The sequence below is a fragment of the Cytobacillus dafuensis genome, assembly GCF_007995155.1.
Classification (GTDB): Bacteria; Bacillota; Bacilli; order Bacillales; family Cytobacillaceae; genus Cytobacillus; species Cytobacillus dafuensis.
In genome coordinates, this window is record NZ_CP042593.1 from 3,921,187 (window position 1) to 3,938,155 (window position 16,969).

The following is a 16,969-nucleotide window of genomic DNA, read 5'->3' on the forward strand; positions in this document are numbered from 1 at the left end:
GTGATTATTCATTATTTAACAATATGTGTACCTGCTTTTTCATTAATAGCATCTTTTAAGCTTTCTGGATCCGTAATAATTACTCTAGAACCACTTTTTTCAATGAAGCTTAAACTTGCTTCGATTTTAGGAAGCATGCTTCCTGCTGGAAAGTGGCCTTCCTCCATATATTGTTTTGTTTCTTCAACAGTAATTTTCTCAAGCGCCTTTTGGTTAGGCTTACCAAAGTTGATGCAAACTCTTGAAACACCTGTTGTAATGATTAATGTTTCTGCATTCACTTGTTCTGCTAAAAGGCTTGTCGCAAAATCCTTATCAATAACAGCATCAATACCTTCGTAAGTGTTGTTCTCAGATTTCACTACTGGAATGCCGCCGCCGCCAACAGCAATGACTACAAAACCAGCATCAATTAATGACTTAATAGCGTCTTTTTCAACGATATCAATTGGTCTTGGTGAAGGCACAACTCTGCGATATCCACGTCCGGAATCTTCAATGAAAATCCAATCTGGATGTTCCTTTTTCATTTCTTCCATTTGCTCAAGTGAAAAGAAGGAGCCTACAGGTTTTGTAGGATTTTTAAAATTAGGGTCGTCCTTGCTAACCTCGACCTGGGTAATAACAGTAGCAACCTTTTTATTAATTCCTCTTTTTGCAAACTCACTCGTTAAGGATTGTTGAATTTGGTATCCAATTCCGCCTTGTGTATCCGCTACACAATTTACTAGAGGCATTATAGGCATACCCGCAACTTCATTGGCAATTTCAGATCGTCTTAAGCCAAAGCCTACTTGAGGACCATTTCCATGCGTAACAACAACATTGTAGCCCTCTTCTACCATATCAGTGATATTGACAACTGTTTCTTGTACTGCTTCATATTGGTCTTGAACGGAGTCACGACCGTTTTCTTTAACTAGTGCATTGCCTCCGATAGCAACAATAATTACCTCTCCCACTTGTTTACCTCCTATAATTAACGATTATCTTCTTTTATCTTTTTCTAGTAATTCAATGGATTGCTCCTTGTGCAATTGATATAAAGGATTGGTTGGATCATTGGCAATCGCATTCTCGATTGCTTCAATAGCTTCTTCATGTTTGCCTAAAGATCTTAGGCTGTTTGCCTTATGAAAAGAGAAATCATATCGATGATGCTGAAGAGCTAGCAGCTTATCCATTTCAATGACAGCTTCCTTATGCCTGCCAAGCTCTCTTAAATAATTTGATTTATGATATCGATAGAATGTATCACTAGGATTTAGCCCACAAGCCTTTTCATATTCCATTAGGGCTTCCTCGGGTTTTTTCCACAATCTATAACAATTAGCTGTGTAGAAATAAAAATCAAGATCTTTTGGATCAAGAGCTAAGGCTTTTTCGTATTCTTGAATAGCTTCCGCGTATTTTTTTAGCTCTTGTAAGAAATAGCCTTTATAATAAATCAAATCAAGATTTTGACCATCTGTTTCTAAGGCTTTATTTATTTCAGCAATCGCTTCTTCATAATGATCGTTCTTAGCAAGTGACTTAGCCTTCATGATTGATTCATTTGTCTCTTTAAATTCTTTATTCAGAATTTTAACGACCTTATGCTGATTAAGCTCTTTAGCATGCTGACTGGAGGACTTTCCATCTCTATCAGGCAAATTCACATCTGCTCCTGCATCTACAAGTGTTTGAATAATGTCAGCGTATAGACGACCGCCATTTCCTAAAATGACAGCTTCTAAAAGAGCAGACCAGCCTAAATTATTTACATGATTAACTGGAACTCCAGCATCAATACAAATTTGAACCGTTTTTAAATAGCCTTTTTCACTAGAAGGTAATAAAGCTGTTCCTCCAAAACGATTCACACTAGGTAAATCAGCTCCGCCAGCTATCATTAAACGCAATATTTCGTGAAATCCATTTGCAGCGGAACAAATAAATGGAGATAATTGCGTGATGTCTCTGGTATTAACGTCACTTCCCGCTTCAATTAGCATTTTTACAGCTGCAACTTGATTTTTTTGTGTAGCTGCCATTAAGGCTGTACGGCCTTCAGCATCTTTATAATTTAGGCTAGCGCCTTGTTTTAATAAATGCTCAATAGCAGATAAATCTCCCTGTTCACTTGCAAGAAGAAGTTCGGTGTTCAAGGATTGATTTTCCACAACTATTCTCTCCTTTTGTTGTTATCTATTAGAAAAACTTGGCGTTCGCCAAGTCCTTAATTATTGAGTCATCCTCTTTGGTATTATTGAATGTTTTCTGCTAAAGCAAGTAATGCTTTTTCATATGCTTCAACAGGAGGATACGTAATACCAGCACCAATCATTCCAATGCCTGGATCTTTATGTGCAATGGCTGTATTGATTATTGGCATAATGCCTGTTTGAATAACTTTACGAACATCAATTCCTGTAGGAACACCCATGAAATCTAGTAACGGAATTGTTACATTTGGATTTTCATCTGTTGTGATTTCCTTCATTTTTGTCGTAAAGCCAATTGCTTCTTCAACTGTTCCACCAACAAGAGCAACAATTGCAGGTGCAGCCGCCATTGCAAATCCACCGATGCCATAAGTCTCAGTGATCGCACTGTCACCAATATCAAGACCAGAATCTTCTGGCTTATAACCAGCGAACATTGGGCCAATTACCTTTTGAGCTGGGCCTGTAAACCAAGTGTTTCCAGCCATGCCACTTACACGGATTCCAAATTCAACACCATTACGTGCCATTGTAGTAACAACTGTACTGTTCTCAATGCCATGAGCAGCATCAAGCGCACATTTGCTCATAGCCATCCAAGTTGGACCAGAGAAGTAATCACTGCTTGCTACGAATTCAAATACTTCACGCTTCTGCTCAATCGTATAATCTGTTTGTAAAATATATGGCGTTAACGCTTGAATTAATAGAGTAGTTCCCGCAACGTTACGGTTATGACACTCATCACCCATATGAAGAGCTTGAGCAAGCATTAAACGAAGGTCAATTCCATTTGGATTTAACTTCATTGCATCTCGTAAAATTGGACCAAATACATCACGCATCCAAATTAAACGATTTATAACACTTTCATCGTTCGCACCCATACGAAGGATTTTTGATAATTGCTCACTTAAGTTTGTATAAGCAATGTTTCCGTATGTTTTGTTTTCAACAATGTGCATGAACATAGATGCAGATGTTACTCCTGCCATTGAACCAACACAGTTGTGCTCATGACATGGTGCAAATGTAATAGCACCAGAAGCTGCAACTTCCTCTGCTTCTTCAATTGTTTTTGCTAAGCCTTCGAATACGATAGCACCTGTAACGGCACCTTTCATAGGTCCATTCATTTTATCCCAAGTAATAGGAGGACCTGCATGAAGGATAGTTGTTTTTGTCATACCTGGTACACAGTTGATCGCTTGGTCATAGCCAATTAAAACTGGCTTAGAGTTAATAATTCTTTCAACTGCCAATTTGTTAGCTTCCTCAATTTTCGCCATAATTGCAGGATTTTCAAGCTTATCAAGTGCTGCAATTAGGCTTGGGTTCCCACGGCCTGGAGGAGTCCAATCTAAATGAGTAACTTCTGCGTTTTGCTCTAACATATCATCTTTAAAAGACTCAATTCCAACATTGATAACATTAAGCTTATTATTAAAAAGTTCGTTAATTTTGCTCATGACTATTCCCCTTTCACAACGAATTCTCTAGCCAATAGACCAGCATTCTGACTGCTGCTTGCATGTGTTACACCAGCAGCTAATAATTTATTCACTTGATCATCAAGGTTTTGTCTATCTAATTCTGTTCCAAGAACGTATCCGATGATTTCTAAATGTCTGCCTTCTTGTTCAGCATTTTGTTTTGCTTCAATCATAGCTGGAAGCATTGCTCCAACAGGATCTTCATGTGCACCGAAGCCTAATACGAAGTCCATAACAATAACACCAACTGATGGATCCTTCGCTTCTTGGATGAATCTCTCAATACGGGTAGATGGGTCAATCATTGGATGTGGCTTACCTTGTGTAAATTCATCATCACCGAAATCGATGAAAGTGTGCTCATTGCTAGTATTTCTATCTTTTAAGCGATATTCTGGATTTCTTGAAATGTTACTGTATACATTATCAAACTTTTCCATAGCTGCATGCATTGCCTCATCACATAGCGTACCGCCACTAAATAATCCGCGAATATATTTTTGCTCTGGCTTTAACTTTGTACGAACTTCCTCGATTAAAGGAATGTTTAGGGCACGTTTGTTAAGCTTGCTTTCGTCTGCACCAGCTAATACGACAGCTTTAATTGCAGCTTCTTTTGACATTTTTGCAAAATGGCCTCCAGCTTCTGTTACTTTCGTTTCGTCTCCGCCAATAAACCAAACAACAACTGGCTTGCTGCACTGCTTGATTTTCGCTAAAACCTTCTCTTCTACACTTGGTGCAGGTGGCTTAGATACGAGAACAATAACTTTCGTTGCTTCATCATCTTCAAGTGCTTGAATTCCATCAAGCATCATAATTCCGCCAACTTCTTCTTTCAGGTCTCTTCCGCCTGTGCCGATTAATTGTGAAATGCCTCCTCCAAATTCATGAATTCGAACGCTGACTTCTTGGCTTCCTGTTCCAGAAGCACCGACGATACCAATATTGCCTTTTCTTACTGCGTTCGCAAAACATAGGGCAACATTTCCAATAATTGCCGTCCCACAGTCAGGACCCATCATTAATAATCCTTTTTCATGGGCTAAATTCTTTAACGCAATTTCATCTTCAACACTTACATTATCGCTAAATAGCATAACGTTTAAGTCATTTTCAAGCGCTTTTCTTGCTTCTCTAGCTGCATACATTCCATTTACAGCAATAACTGCTAAGTTTGCTTCAGGAATATTTTCCGCTGCAGAAGAGATAGTAGAAAATTTAACTTCGCTCTTTCCTTTAGAAGGACCCTTCTTTTTCGTCAATAATTCATCAATACCAACGAAAGCGTTTTCACATAATTCATCTGATGCCACTTTAACAACAATGATCAAATCGCTTGTTCCTGCTTCTTCAATTTCTGGCGTCAATAATCCGACGTTTTTCATTACCTCTTTATTCATTTCAGTACCCATTGCAATAATGGCTTGCTCAACGCCTTCGATTTGATTCGCTTTCGTTGATAAAGACATTAATGATACTGAATCGAAATATGTGTTTGGCTTGATTACAGCTTGTACAGTCATAATTTACCTCCAGCTTTTATATTGGCTTCCAATCCGCAGACAAGTCCTAAGGCTATATCTGTCCCTGATGAAGAGCCTATGTTTAATACTTTATTTAAAGAGAGAATTAATTCTTCGTCTTTCCCTTTCATAATGGCATGGACGAGCTGAATAATAGATTCTCTTACTTTACCAATAGAAGCTTTTTTTAAAGCCATATAGCTAATATCATTCGTTAATGCTTTGGCTTTCTTAACCACTTCTTCGCAAAATGATTGATTTGAAAACAAATAGCAATTTTTTATATTCATGATGGTAAATAATCCAACTAGAAAATCATCTCCAGAAGGTGTTAAGCCAGGACCAAGTCCAATTAGTGAAACCGCATAATTTAATGCATTCGAAATTCTGCCATTTAGCAATTCATGTATAAGCTTTCGAGATTGTTCATCAAGAATTCTTGAAACTTCTTTAGAAAATAGGAGATTAGATGCTGAATCTGGTTTTACCCCTCCGCTTTTTCCATGAACTTCAATATAATCCTTTACGATATTTAAATTTCTTTTAACCATTTCTATTTCTTTAGGAAAATCAGGTAAAATACTCTCCCATTTTTCACAATCTCTAATAGAGATATGAAGCTTATCACCGATGTGTAAAGATTTTTTCATAACCATAACTGGATCATTTACTTCAATGCTGGTATTTTTAAAGTCCTCTACATCTACAACTAATGTATTGGGGCCATTGTCTGTTTTTTTGCACACTATCGTGAACAATTCATCACTTTCTAGGTTTCGAATATTAAATGTACAATTGAATACACTGTGAACAAAACCACGAAAACTACAATCCTCTATTCTTTCAATGAATTCATCATCTCCAGATATCGCTAATTTCATTTGAGTCACCTCTTTAGTCTGGAATGCTCACAGATTTGTCTAACTTTACGAGGCCTCCTTTTCATAATAAAAATAACTATTTGACAATGAACCAGCATTACGAGATTATTTTATATAAATTGCCTATGAGCGTCATCGTTTAATGAAACCAAAAACATATAAAGTCATTTGTGCAATTTGTACAAAGAGCTGTGTTAAATTTATGTCATAGGAGTTGAGAATAAATGCTTACAGTAAAAGATCTTTTACAAGTTAAAGCGATAGATGGAATCAAAGTGGTTGCTGGGGAAAAAGGGATTAATAATGTCATTTCGATTGTTAATATTATGGAAAATCCAGATGCATTCGACTGGCTATCCTCTAATGAACTCCTTTTATCTACAGGGTATATTTTTAAGGATAATGAGCAGCTGCAAGATCAAATCATAAAGGAATTATCAGAGATAAATTGTTCCGGACTTGTAATCAAGATGAAGCGATATTTTGATAAAATCCCTCAAAATATGATTAATCAAGCAAACAAGTATGGACTTCCCCTATTAGAATTACCCTTTGAATACACCTTGTCTAAGGTAATCTCCATTATCAATGAGAAGGCTTCAGGAAGATATGATTTACTAAATCGAAAAACACTAGACATGCATAATATTCTTTTTCGAATTGCACTAGAAGGAGGAGGAATTGAACGAATTTCCTCCATGTTGGCTGATACAGTAAACAATCCAATTCTTCTTTTAGACAAGGATTGGAAATTATTACACTATAAAGAATATGTTGAAAATAAAATTCCTTTAGCTTATTGCCTTGATCTCGTAAAAAATAGACCTACTTTTAATAAGGAATTTACCGATTTAATTCCTCAGGATATCAGTGAAATGAAGAAGCTGATTAAACGTATTTATCGAGTAGAAGATTTGGAGGTAAAATGCCGTATCCTGCCGATCGGCGTAACAAATGAGATTTTGGGATATATTGTTGTTTGGCAAACCGTTCGTGAGCTTACTGAATTCGACTATATCACTTTAGAACAAGCCTCAACAATCATTGCCCTCGAATTAATTAAAGAGAAAGAGATTGAGGATGTTAAATTAAAGATTAGGCAAGATTTCTTCGATGATTTACTGACAGGTAAAATAACATCTACAGAAACCATTCAGACTCTTTGCAGCTTACATGGATTAAATCCTAATTATATGTATCATTGTATGGTTATTAATATGGAATCAAGTGAGCTAGAAAAGTACGAGGATATGGTCGCAAGGAAATATAAACTTGAAGGCAAATTAAAAAAATGTGTGAATTTAGTATATGAAAATTCGAAAAAAGAAGATGGGGAAATAACGTGCTTCCATCGAAATAATCGAATCATAATATTATTTGGAAAAAATGAAACAAGACCATCCATTTCCATTAATGAAGCTAAACAATTTGCTAGTGATATTCAAAAAATATTATCAAATCATATTCTTAATACAGAATTTATTATAGGGATTGGCAGGCAATATAGCCCTATTAGTTCTCTTTATAAAAGTTTTTCCGAAGCAAACGAGGCCATAAGGCTAATGCAAAGGTTTGAGGATCGAGATGGAATAGCCCACTTTGATGATCATTCAGTCTATCATTTATTAGACTCAAATATTAAAGATGCGGAATTAGAAGATTTTTTCCTAAAAAGTCTTGGAAATTTATATGAACATGACTCTTTACATGGGACAAGTTATATTATTACTTTAGAAAATTATTTCATTAATAATCAAAACATTAGTGAAACAGCTAAAGCAATGTTTTTGCACAGAAACACCCTTATTTATCGAATAGAAAAAATTAAAGAAATTTTGAATAGCGATCTAAAAAACTCAGAAGAATTACTCAGAATCCAAATATCCCTGAAAATATTTAGACTGTTAAATAAAAATCATCTGGAGCATTAATAAAAAAATGCAGACTTTTGTCTTTTTCTCAGAACCTTTGTCGAATCTATTTCGTATTTAGAAATATCTCCTATAATAATATTAATGACAACTTTAATAGGGGAAGAGTAAAATGAATAAGGCGTCAATTGAACAATTAGTACTAAAAAGAATTAACAAAATGAGAAAAGAAATGATACGAATAGCACACGAAACAGGGATAAATAGTAAAGAAACACTAACTTATAGCCAAAAATTAGATAGGCTAATTTATTTGCATATTCTTCATTTTTCCTAATTGAGCTAGAGATTCTAGCTTTTTTTTATTTTACTAGAAATAAGATAGGAGATTTTTCATTTAGGAACCGTTGAGGATTTATTTCGAGCATTATTATGAAACCGCTAAAATTGGTTAATAATGAACTAATAATCAATATTAGGGGTGTCATTCTTGCCATACAATTTGTTTACAAGCTTCGCACGATTACCGCTTATTTTTAGAATACTTATTATTTCTCTTATTTTCATTTTTACATTTGGATGGATTGTACACATAATAGAGCCTGACCAATTTCCTACTTTATTTGAGGGAGTCTGGTGGGCAATCGTTACAGCTGCTACGGTTGGATATGGTGATTATGCACCGAAAACAGTAGGTGGAAGATTAGCTGGAATCGCTTTAATCATGGTTGGTGCTGGTTTTTTAGCCTCTTATTTTGTCACATTAGCTGCTATTGCAGTCACAAAACAAAATGATTTGCTTAAAGGGAGAAACGTATTCAAAGGAAAAAAGCATATTATTGTCATTGGGTGGAACGAAAGGTCGAGAGAAATCCTCCAAACGCTTGGGAATCACAATAAAGACCAGTCATTTACTTTAATCGATGAAACACTTAGATTGAATCCCTTACCAAACATGAATGTTCATTTTATTCAAGGTTGTTCTAATTTAGATCATGTTCTTATAAAGGCAAATGTTTTTGATGCAAGCAAGGTCATCATTACGGCGGACCCAAACAAAGGAGAGCGTCAAGCAGATATGGGTTCTATTTTAACATTACTGACAGTGAAAGGGCTAAATCCTAATGTCCAATGTATTGTTGAAATTTTAACATCCGAGCAGGTCGCTAATGCCAAAAGGGCGGGTGCTGATGAAATTGTGCAAACAAACATTCTAACGAGCTTCGTTATGATTAATAGTATTTCTTCACACGAGCTTGTCACTTCCTTATTGGACTTATTAAACCAGCTTGATAAAAGAAAATTAACCTTTAAGCCTGCAACTTCTGAAATTACTAATATGACTTTTTTGGAGCTTAGTCAATTATTAATCAAAGATAGTGTTCTTTTACTAGGAATTAAAAGGGGTGAGGAAACTTTACTAAATCCGCCGCACCCTTTTAAAATAATTCCTCAGGATCAGCTAATTGTAATAAAGTGAAACTTCAAGCAGTGGTGGTTCTTTCCATCCCCCACTGCTTGTTAGTTGAACCAATCACGCTCAAAACACCACGTCCTGTGTTGATCCCCACTTAGCCTCTTTAGTTCACTTAAAGTCTTGAAGTGGGGACCTTACTGCCCGTTAATTCGGGATAAAAAATTAGCGGTTCAATAATACAGACTCTAGTTCTTTTACTAAGGATTTTCCGACCCTTACATACTCTTCAGGAAAACGTGCATCTTTATCAACAGGCTCAGAGAACTGATTAAATGATCCTGAAAATACAGCAGTGCTCGTTTGGTCATCCAATCCCTCTTCATATTGATGAGAGAGCAGGAACGGCCTTCCTAATGCAACCGTACAGCCCCTTTCATCCAGCTGTCCATCAATTGCAGTAAATGGAAGACGTAAAAATTGATAGCCATCTTTACTATCAATTTTATAATCGAATGAGCCCTTGTCATAATCCCAATTTCCGCCGATTGAATATCCAATCGGCTTAAGTACTTGTTCCAGCTTATATAAATCGTAACTTTTTCCTTCAACCTCTGAAGGTATTTCAATCATTACGACACTCCCTTTCCTTATTTTTTCTTAGTTTCTCCAAATGAAAGGGTTTCATGATTATTTTCAATCCAAAAACTTCTCTAACATCCTTACCCGCGAGTTTTGTTTCATTTTGAATTTTTCATTGTCCGTTATTTCAAACTTTGTCATCTCTCAAGCAGTATTCGCATTGGCCACGCCTACGATAATAGTAGGAAACTGTTGCAAGTCCTAAAGCTATTCCCCAAGGCATCCATGAAAACATCGGCCCAATTGTCCTTCCAATTTTACTTAAAACAATCCCCTCAGACGGAACGACCTGAAGTGTTATCGCGAAAAAGCCAAAGGTAAAGATAAACCCAGCAGATTTTCAAAATGAAAATGAATGGAGCAGAAAAGCTGAAATTTCGTTATTTACTACATTATTCATATTCTTTTTATCCTCCAATTCCACAATATCTGCACTGACTACGTCTTCGTAAATAATAGCTTAGAGTTGCAGCACCTAGTGATACGCCCCAAAAAAACCAAGATAAAGCAGGCAGTAATTCTCCCCAATTGGCACTATTAATGGAACCATCTAAAATTCCCATAATGATAACCGGACTCACCTTAAGACCTGCTATGGTCAAAAGAATAGACGCAATCGCCGCAGGAATGACCGCAAACCAAATGGGAACCCGTTTACCAGCTATAATTAGACACCAACGAGGAAAGACTTCCCCCCACTTCTGTATTAAACCTAATGTGAGGATGGCACCCATAATAGGTAATCCCCCAAGAAAAGCTTCGACCAACCTGCCAGTAAGTGTCATATCGATCTCGGGAGTACCCAATGGTAAACCTGCTGCCCATGCCAAACGAACAATTCCGTAGGGAAGTGCCATTATCACCGCAATTAAGGTAGACCACTTCCCCCATTTAGTGAGCTTAGTTTTGTTCGTATCACCTTCAATCCTACCGCAATCCACACAAGCTCCCGCTGAACGACGCTGGTAAAACAAAGCCGTTGCACCCCATAGGATTCCCCCAACTATGCATAAGAGTTGCTGTAAGACAGGCCAGTCAAACAACTCGAAATAGAACATGAGCGCATAAACAAAGTTCTGCAATACTCGCGTATCCGGAATAACCACAAGAAGTATCACACATAACGTCCATGAGAAAGTAAGAAAAAAGACTCTCCACCACTTTTGTTGGATCAAAGAATGATTCATTGCCAAAGCTACGAACGTTCCTGTAAATCCGATAATTGCGAACGCCAGCCCTCCAACATCTGCTTTCAAATTAGAAAGAAAAGACCCCATCATCACTCCTCGAGAATCACCTTCACCGAACGGAAACCCTGCTCCTCCAATTGCCCAGTAAAGACCTATTATTCCATATAAAAATGACCAAACAGCCGCCGCAGCTCCTGCATGTCGAAGCCAATTTGACAGCCTAAAAGTTCGTCTACGTTTCCATTTCCCTTCAGATAGTATCTGTACTGGTTTTACATCCATCTATAACAGCCCCCTTTTAATCAACATAGAAATAAACCCCACTTTTATACTAACTACTGAAAGTTAAATAAAAGTGAGGTCATTTTTAAATTCTGTTTAAAATTTCCCCTTAAATGTCAATTATTTATTTTGTTAGAACAGATTCACTCCCTCATCCGTTTTATTAGTAAATAATCGAAAAGGATGATAAAGATGACAAAATATGAAGTGGTTATTGTAGGTGGAGGGAAAGCTCGAATATGCAATGGTTAATTAAATTCGGAAAAATGGATACTTGTATCTGGAATCAGATCAGTATACGCTATTGGATTGAAACTTAATTGCATGATCCGATTTTGCGAAACTTGTTCTATTCATTGCTTCGAACATCCAGCTATGTGCTTGTTACCTGATTTACAGGCGGCAGGTCCTGCCTTAAAGCAGCTTCAACGTTCATTACAAGGTGTCTTGTATCTAGATAGAGGCTGGGGGACACTTATTGAAGGACTTCGTGAACTTTCCATCCAACATGGAGTGGAACTGATCACTGGTTGGAAAGGTATGTCGGACCATGGCATCCGGAACCATTGCTTAAAATAGTGAATTCTCCCAACGATCCTTCGCAAGTATTTTTACAACAAGAATCAATCTCTACCGCCTATTTGCTATTATTACAACAACTAAATGCGATTGAACGAGCCGTCTTTATGCTTCGTGAAGTCTATTGGGATGGAACTACTTGTAATAAGATTAATAAAATGACTAGTAAAGCCGATAAAAGCACCCTTCTAGGGTGCTTTATTGTAGTACAAATATAGTTGATGAGATACCAAAAAGTTGGTGCTCGCCACATGACGAACTCTTCTTTTACTTATTTTAATCGCTTTTCAAGTTCTGCTTTTTTCCCTTCAAATCCTGGCTTTCCTAAAAGCGCGAACATATTTACCTTATATTCCTCTACTCCTGGCTGGTCAAATGGATTTACTCCAAGCAAATAGCCGCTCATTGCACATGCTTTCTCAAAGAAATAAACAAGGTATCCGAATGTATATGCATCTAGTTCAGGAATGGAGAGAATTAAATTAGGAACTCCTCCATCGGTATGCGCCAGCATTGCTCCTTCGAATGCTTTATTATTGACAAAATCAACCGTTTTTCCTGCTAGATAATTTAATCCATCTTGATCATTATCGGATTTTTCAATCGCAAGTTCATGACGTGGCTGTTCTACCTTCAAAATCGTTTCAAATAGATCGCGGCGTCCTTCTTGTACATACTGGCCTAACGAATGGAGATCTGTTGAGAAGTTTGCAGATGAAGGAAAAATTCCTTTTTGATCCTTTCCTTCACTTTCTCCAAATAATTGCTTCCACCATTCAGCAAAGTATTGCAATGAAGGCTCATAGTTAATGAGCATTTCAATCGTTTTTCCCTTATTATATAGGATATTGCGGATGGAAGCATATTGATAAGCAGCATTTTCCATTAGCTCTGAACTGCTGAAATCCTCACGTGCCTGTTCTGCTCCATTCATAATCTCTGCAATATTTACACCACTCACTGCTATAGGCAGTAAGCCCACTGCTGTTAGAACAGAATAGCGGCCACCTATATCATCAGGAATCACAAAAGATTCATAGCCCTCTTCATCTGCAACTGTTTTTAATGCACCACGTTTTTTATCAGTTGTTGCATAAATTCTTCTACGCGCTTCATCCTTTCCGTACTTATCCTCTAAAATCTTGTTGAAAATACGAAAAGCAATTGCTGGTTCTGTTGTCGTACCTGATTTTGAAATTACATTAATGGAGAAGTCCTTCCCATTAAGTACATCAATGACGTCCCTCATGTAAGTGGAGCTAATATTATTTCCGACAAATATTACTTGTGGCGTTCCTCGCTTCTTCTTCGAAAGAGCATTATAAAAACTGTGATTAAGCATTTCAATCGCAGCTCGGGCACCTAAATAAGAGCCGCCTATTCCAATAACTAGCAGAATATCAGAATCACTCTTTATTTTATCTGCTGATTTTTGAATCCGGAAAAATTCATCCTTATCATAATTAACCGGAAGATCGATCCAGCCTAAAAATTCATTTCCCGCCCCTGTCTGCTCATGTAAAGAATGATGTGCAACCTTAACAGCATCCTGTAAATATGTAAGTTCGTGTTCACCAAAAAATGATAGTGCGTTTGAGTAATCAAAACGAACATGCGTCATATCTGATCCTCCCTTATATAAAGTTTTTAGTTATGTATTGAATACTTTCAATTTCCTTTTGAATCTACTTCTTTTCTTATATCACTTTAACGAAAAGCACAATCATAATCAAGAAACATTGCTTAATGTAAGTGTAAACTTATTGACATGTTTTTTATACCTGAATGAAGATTGACGAATTTACTAGAAAAAATACTATTACGTTTTTTTAGAAAAAGTGTTTTATAAACTCTCTTTGAGACACTATTCAATAAGCGCAAAAAATCCTTGCACTAGCCGTGCAAGGATTTTCCTTTTCATTAGCCTAAAACTTTATTTATACGTTCAATTGCCCAATCTAATTCTTCCTCTGTAATGACAAGCGGAGGAGCAAAACGGATAACTGTATCATGAGTTTCTTTGCATAATAAGCCTTCTTCTTTTAATGCTTCACAATATTTACGTGCAGGTTCTGTAAGTTCTACTCCAATAAATAAGCCGCGGCCGCGAACTTCTTTGATCATAGGATTTTTGATTTCTCTTAATTTATTGACGAAGTGCTCTCCTAGCTTAAAAGAACGATCTGCTAGCTTTTCATCAACAAGAACATCTAGAGCCGCTATAGAAACAGCACATGCCATAGGATTTCCGCCAAAGGTTGATCCGTGTGATCCTGGGTTAAAGACACCTAGAACATCTTTATTAGCAACCACGCAAGAAATTGGGAAAACTCCCCCGCCTAATGCTTTACCTAGAATATACATATCTGGGTCTACATCTTCCCATTCACATGCGAACATTTTACCAGATCGAGCAAGTCCTGCTTGAATTTCATCAGCAATAAATAATACATTGTTTTCTTTACAAGTTTCGTATGCTTGTTTCATGAAACCTTCTTGTGGAATGATAATTCCAGCTTCCCCTTGAATCGGCTCTATTAAGAAGGCTGCAGTATTTTCAGTAATAGCATTTTTCAACGCGTCCAGGTCTCCGTATGGTATTAATTTAATTCCTGGGAGCATTGGACCAAATCCACGCTTATATTCTTCCTCAGAAGAAAGAGAAACTGCTAGCATTGTACGGCCATGGAAGTTGCCTACACATGCAATGATTTCAGCTTGGTTATCAGCAACCCCTTTGACATCGTATGCCCAGCGGCGAGCAGCCTTAATAGCTGTTTCAACTGCTTCAGCACCTGTGTTCATCGGTAATGCCATTTCTTTATTCGTCAGCTTACATACTTTTTCATACCATGGACCAAGCTGGTCATTATGAAAAGCACGTGAAGTTAAGGTAACGCGGTCTGCTTGGTCTTTTAATGCTTGAATGATTTTTGGATGACGATGTCCTTGGTTGACTGCTGAATAAGCACTCAGCATATCCATATATTTATTACCTTCTGGATCCTCAACCCATACACCCTCCGCATTTGAAATGACGATTGGAAGCGGATGATAATTATTCGCACCATATTTTTCAGTCTGTTCAATTAATGAATTCGTTTTTAATGCTTCTGTCATGTCAATCATTCCTCCCATTTGCGTGTTCATCTTTTACATTGTATCGCTAAGTGATTGTAATTTAAACCAAAAAGGGTTTTATTGCCGATTTAAGGGCTTTCCCCCCCTTGATCGAAATTCCACTTAATTAAAACATTTCAGAAGTTGTTTTCGCTTGCATATGAAGCATGATGTAGTCAGGGCCGCCCGCTTTTGAGTCTGTTCCTGACATGTTAAATCCACCAAATGGCTGGTAGCCTACGATCGCGCCTGTACAGCCGCGGTTGAAGTATAGGTTTCCGACATGGAAATCTTCACGTGCTTTTTGGATGTTTTCACGGTTATTTGTGATAACGGCACCTGTTAAGCCGTATTCTGTGTCGTTCGCAATTTCAATCGCATGATCGAAATCTTTTGCTTTTGTGAAACCGACAACAGGGCCGAAGATTTCTTCCTTCATGATGCGAGCATCTGGTGAAAGGTCAGCGAATACAGTCGGTTTAATGAAGTAGCCTTTAGAATCGTCTCCCTCTCCACCTGTCATAAGCTTTCCTTCTTGCTTACCAATCTCGATATAGCTCATGATTTTATCAAATGCATTTTGGTCAATAACAGTTGCCATGTAATTGCTTGGATCTACAGGATCACCTTGTGTTAATTCTTTTGTTAATTCAACAACACGATTTAACACTTGATCGTATACATCCTCAACGATTACAGCACGAGAACATGCAGAACATTTTTGACCAGAGAAGCCGAATGCAGAAGCAACAATAGAAGTTGCAGCTAATTCAAGATCTGCTTCCTTGTCTACTACGATTGTATCTTTTCCGCCCATTTCTGCGATTAAACGCTTCATCCAAATTTGACCTTCGTTTACTTTTGATGAACGTTCGAAAATGCGTAGACCAACATCACGAGAACCTGTGAAGCTGATAAAACGAGTATCTTTATGGTCAACTAAATAGTCGCCCACTTCAGCACCGCTTCCTGGTACGAAGTTAAGAACGCCTTTTGGCAGACCTGCTTCTTCCATTACTTCAACGAATTTCGCTGCTACAACTGGTGTAGTAGACGCTGGTTTTAATAGAACTGTATTTCCTGCCACGATTGCCGCAACAGTTGTTCCAGCCATGATCGCTAATGGGAAGTTCCAAGGAGAAATGATGATTCCTACTCCTAACGGAATATAGTCATAACGGTTATATTCATTCGGACGGCTGTTTACAGGCACACCGTCTTTTATTTTAAGCATTTGACGTGCGTAGAATTCTAAGAAGTCAATAGCTTCTGCTGTATCTGCATCAGCCTCATTCCATGGCTTCCCTGCTTCTTTTGTTAAAAGGGCAGAGAACTCATGCTTGCGGCGACGGATGATCGCAGCTGCCTTGAATAAAACATCAGCACGTGTTTCTGTCTTCACTTTTTTCCATGTTTTGAAAGCTTCTACAGCCTCTTGCATCGCTTTTTCAGCAAGGTCGCGATTTGCTTTTGATACACGTCCAATGACTTCTGTTTTATTAGCTGGGTTATAAGAGACGATTTTATCTTCCGTTGAGATACGCTCTCCACCGATTACTAAATCATAATCTTGTCCTAAATAGCCTTCAACTGTCTTCAAACCAGCTAAATAGGCTTGACGATTTTCGTCTAATTTAAAATTAGTAAATGGTTCATGTTTGTAAGGTTGTACCATGATTCCAATCCCCCTGAAATAATATTTTCATTATCACTATTTATCTTTGCAAGAATTATGCCAATTATAAAAAAGCCGAATTATTCAACATT

Annotated in this window: 13 protein-coding genes and 1 pseudogene; 4 read left to right on the forward strand and 10 right to left on the reverse strand. The window is 37.3% G+C overall.

All coding sequences use genetic code 11. The features are described from left to right. Positions 1-11: 11 nt before the first annotated feature. The 5 genes from arcC to FSZ17_RS18765 form a co-directional block, all read right to left on the reverse strand. Entirely contained in the window at positions 12-962 is a 951-nt protein-coding gene (arcC, locus tag FSZ17_RS18745; RefSeq protein ID WP_057776739.1) for a carbamate kinase, read from the reverse strand. Positions 963-986: 24 nt separating this feature from the next. Continuing rightward, positions 987-2,162, reverse strand: coding sequence for an ankyrin repeat domain-containing protein (locus FSZ17_RS18750; RefSeq protein WP_057776740.1), 1,176 nt, complete (start codon positions 2,160-2,162; stop codon positions 987-989). An 83-nt stretch (positions 2,163-2,245) separates the two neighbouring features. After that, positions 2,246-3,673 carry a YlbE family protein gene (locus tag FSZ17_RS18755; RefSeq protein ID WP_057776741.1) on the reverse strand — a complete coding sequence of 476 codons (1,428 nt, stop codon included), beginning with the start codon at positions 3,671-3,673 and terminating at the stop codon, positions 2,246-2,248. A 2-nt stretch (positions 3,674-3,675) separates the two neighbouring features. After that, a complete protein-coding gene (fdrA, locus tag FSZ17_RS18760) occupies positions 3,676-5,223 on the reverse strand; it encodes an acyl-CoA synthetase FdrA (RefSeq protein ID WP_057776742.1) in 1,548 nt (515 codons plus the stop codon). Continuing rightward, complete coding sequence (locus FSZ17_RS18765; protein ID WP_057776743.1) at positions 5,220-6,104, reverse strand: oxamate carbamoyltransferase subunit AllH family protein; 885 nt, start codon at positions 6,102-6,104, stop codon at positions 5,220-5,222. The genes fdrA and FSZ17_RS18765 overlap by 4 nt, the downstream gene beginning before the upstream one ends. 224 nt (positions 6,105-6,328) lie before the next feature. Between FSZ17_RS18765 and FSZ17_RS18770 the strand changes: the two genes are divergently transcribed. The 3 genes from FSZ17_RS18770 to FSZ17_RS18780 all read left to right on the forward strand — a co-directional run bounded on the left by FSZ17_RS18770 (position 6,329) and on the right by FSZ17_RS18780 (position 9,455). Beyond that, complete coding sequence (locus FSZ17_RS18770) at positions 6,329-8,035, forward strand: PucR family transcriptional regulator (protein WP_057776744.1); 1,707 nt, start codon at positions 6,329-6,331, stop codon at positions 8,033-8,035. A 112-nt stretch (positions 8,036-8,147) separates the two neighbouring features. After that, entirely contained in the window at positions 8,148-8,312 is a 165-nt protein-coding gene (locus FSZ17_RS18775; RefSeq protein ID WP_082625450.1) for an aspartyl-phosphate phosphatase Spo0E family protein, read from the forward strand. Between the two features lie 144 nt (positions 8,313-8,456). Continuing rightward, the gene (locus tag FSZ17_RS18780; protein ID WP_322107588.1) at positions 8,457-9,455 is read left to right on the forward strand and encodes a potassium channel family protein; all 999 of its coding nucleotides are present in this window, start codon (positions 8,457-8,459) and stop codon (positions 9,453-9,455) included. 159 nt (positions 9,456-9,614) lie between these two features. On the opposite strand, the gene FSZ17_RS18785 is transcribed toward FSZ17_RS18780, so the two are convergent. Both FSZ17_RS18785 and FSZ17_RS18790 read right to left on the reverse strand, forming a co-directional pair. Further along, the gene (locus FSZ17_RS18785; protein WP_057776746.1) at positions 9,615-10,022 is read right to left on the reverse strand and encodes a YugN-like family protein; all 408 of its coding nucleotides are present in this window, start codon (positions 10,020-10,022) and stop codon (positions 9,615-9,617) included. Between the two features lie 416 nt (positions 10,023-10,438). After that, positions 10,439-11,503, reverse strand: coding sequence for a hypothetical protein (locus FSZ17_RS18790; RefSeq protein WP_228460237.1), 1,065 nt, complete (start codon positions 11,501-11,503; stop codon positions 10,439-10,441). A gap of 533 nt (positions 11,504-12,036) precedes the next feature. Here FSZ17_RS18790 and FSZ17_RS23795 point away from each other — a divergent pair. Continuing rightward, positions 12,037-12,207, forward strand: a pseudogene (locus tag FSZ17_RS23795) (RNA polymerase sigma factor SigJ); the annotation flags it as partial. A 146-nt stretch (positions 12,208-12,353) separates the two neighbouring features. Here FSZ17_RS23795 and FSZ17_RS18795 read toward each other — a convergent pair. The 3 genes from FSZ17_RS18795 to pruA all read right to left on the reverse strand — a co-directional run bounded on the left by FSZ17_RS18795 (position 12,354) and on the right by pruA (position 16,877). Continuing rightward, positions 12,354-13,703 carry a glucose-6-phosphate isomerase gene (locus FSZ17_RS18795; RefSeq protein ID WP_057776748.1) on the reverse strand — a complete coding sequence of 450 codons (1,350 nt, stop codon included), beginning with the start codon at positions 13,701-13,703 and terminating at the stop codon, positions 12,354-12,356. A 299-nt stretch (positions 13,704-14,002) separates the two neighbouring features. Next, positions 14,003-15,202 carry an ornithine--oxo-acid transaminase gene (locus FSZ17_RS18800; protein ID WP_057776749.1) on the reverse strand — a complete coding sequence of 400 codons (1,200 nt, stop codon included), beginning with the start codon at positions 15,200-15,202 and terminating at the stop codon, positions 14,003-14,005. Positions 15,203-15,329: 127 nt separating this feature from the next. Further along, a complete protein-coding gene (pruA, locus tag FSZ17_RS18805; protein WP_146846524.1) occupies positions 15,330-16,877 on the reverse strand; it encodes an L-glutamate gamma-semialdehyde dehydrogenase in 1,548 nt (515 codons plus the stop codon). Positions 16,878-16,969: the final 92 nt, after the last annotated feature.

Bases quoted from the DNA above. Each gene is read 5' to 3' on its own strand.
- FSZ17_RS18755 (WP_057776741.1), bottom strand. From the start codon at position 3,673: ATGAGCAAAATTAACGAACTTTTTAATAATAAGCTTAATGTTATCAAT.
- fdrA (WP_057776742.1), bottom strand. From the start codon at position 5,223: ATGACTGTACAAGCTGTAATCAAGCCAAACACATATTTCGATTCAGTA.
- FSZ17_RS18765 (WP_057776743.1), bottom strand. From the start codon at position 6,104: ATGAAATTAGCGATATCTGGAGATGATGAATTCATTGAAAGAATAGAG.
- FSZ17_RS18770 (WP_057776744.1), top strand. From the start codon at position 6,329: ATGCTTACAGTAAAAGATCTTTTACAAGTTAAAGCGATAGATGGAATC.
- FSZ17_RS18775 (WP_082625450.1), top strand. From the start codon at position 8,148: ATGAATAAGGCGTCAATTGAACAATTAGTACTAAAAAGAATTAACAAA.
- FSZ17_RS18785 (WP_057776746.1), bottom strand. From the start codon at position 10,022: ATGATTGAAATACCTTCAGAGGTTGAAGGAAAAAGTTACGATTTATAT.
- FSZ17_RS18790 (WP_228460237.1), bottom strand. From the start codon at position 11,503: ATGGATGTAAAACCAGTACAGATACTATCTGAAGGGAAATGGAAACGT.
- FSZ17_RS18795 (WP_057776748.1), bottom strand. From the start codon at position 13,703: ATGACGCATGTTCGTTTTGATTACTCAAACGCACTATCATTTTTTGGT.
- FSZ17_RS18800 (WP_057776749.1), bottom strand. From the start codon at position 15,202: ATGACAGAAGCATTAAAAACGAATTCATTAATTGAACAGACTGAAAAA.
- pruA (WP_146846524.1), bottom strand. From the start codon at position 16,877: ATGGTACAACCTTACAAACATGAACCATTTACTAATTTTAAATTAGAC.